This window comes from Pseudomonas citrullilanati, assembly GCF_030580855.1.
Lineage (GTDB): Bacteria > Pseudomonadota > Gammaproteobacteria > Pseudomonadales > Pseudomonadaceae > Aquipseudomonas > Aquipseudomonas citrulli.
Genome location: NZ_JAUQOP010000092.1, coordinates 1 through 1,304, shown reverse-complemented (window position 1 = coordinate 1,304; position 1,304 = coordinate 1). Strand labels below are relative to the sequence as shown.

Sequence of the window (1,304 nt, the reverse complement as noted above, 5' to 3'; positions counted from 1 at the left end):
CGGTATGACTCACCCACATGGGTTACAAATCAGTTCACGCACATAGGTAACAGTTTTTAACTGGCATGGTCGATTTCGCGAGGATCTGACCATGCCCTGGAGAGAGCTGAAACCTATGGACCTCAAAGTGATGTTCATCGCTGAGTATCTGTCTGAAAAGCATAGCTTTAGCCGGCTATGCCAGGACTATCAGATCAGTCGAAAGACTGGCTACAAGTGGGTCGAACGCTATGAACTGGAGGGGCCCAGTGGGCTCGACGAGCGTAGCCGTCGACGGCACAACCAGGCCTATGTGGTACCGCTGGTTGTAAGGCAGGCAATCATTGAGTTTCGCTCTACTGGCGAAACGGTTCCGGGTCCTAAAAAGATCCAGAACGACTTGATGAAACGTTTTCCGGGGCAGGATCCGCCGTCGAAAACGACGATTTACAACATCCTTAAGGCCGCTGATTTGATCACGCCTCGACCGTCGCGTCCGCGTGTAGCTGTCTACCCCAAGCCTCTGCGTAAAGCAGAAACACCTAATCAGCTCTTCAGCGCAGATTACAAGGGGCAATTTCTTACCGGAGCGGGCGTTTGGTGCTATCCGCTGACGATCATGGATCACGCCAGTCGCTTCCTGCTTGCTTGCCAGAGCATGGCCAATACCAATCTCAAGGAGACTCAGGAAACCTTCGAGCGGGTTTTTCGTGAGTATGGGATGCCTGAACGCATCCGCACCGATAATGGCGTGCCGTTCGCCAGTACAGGTCGTGCCGGGCTGTCCCAATTGTCGATCTGGTGGCTACGTCTTGGGATTATTCCTGAGCGAATTGAGCCCGGTCGGCCAGATCAAAACGGGCGTCATGAGCGCATGCACCGGACATTGAAAAGTACCTTTCCCCAACCGCCGGCAGTTGCTTGGGAGGCACAGCAAAAACACTTTGATCGATTTATGCAGCACTACAATTACGAGCGAGGACACGAGGCGCTCGGCCAGAAAACCCCGGCCTCCTGCTACACCCCCTCAACCCGAGCCTACCCGGAAAAGCTACCGGAAATGGGGTATGCAAGCCATGTTGAGTGTTACCTGGCGGATAGTTGCGGAATCATTAATCGAGCGGGTCTGCGGATATACGTGGGAAATCTGCTCAGGCATCAGAACATTGGAATGGAGATGATCAAGGATGGGGTATGGAATGTGATCTTTGGTCCGGTGATCCTAGGCCACGTCAACGCCAGGGACGCTAAAAACGGCTATGTTTCAATCAAAGTGTCACCTATGTGAATGCACTTTTTTGTAACCCATGTGGTTGTCCCGTACA

1 protein-coding gene is annotated in these 1,304 nt (G+C 52.8%); it reads left to right on the top strand.

Annotated elements, in window-relative coordinates; translation table 11 throughout:
- Positions 1-91: 91 nt before the first annotated feature.
- Positions 92-1,267 (top strand): integrase core domain-containing protein, encoded by a 1,176-nt coding sequence (locus Q6A48_RS25890; protein ID WP_304557314.1) that lies wholly within the window; start codon positions 92-94, stop codon positions 1,265-1,267.
- The last annotated feature ends 37 nt before the right edge of the window (positions 1,268-1,304 follow it).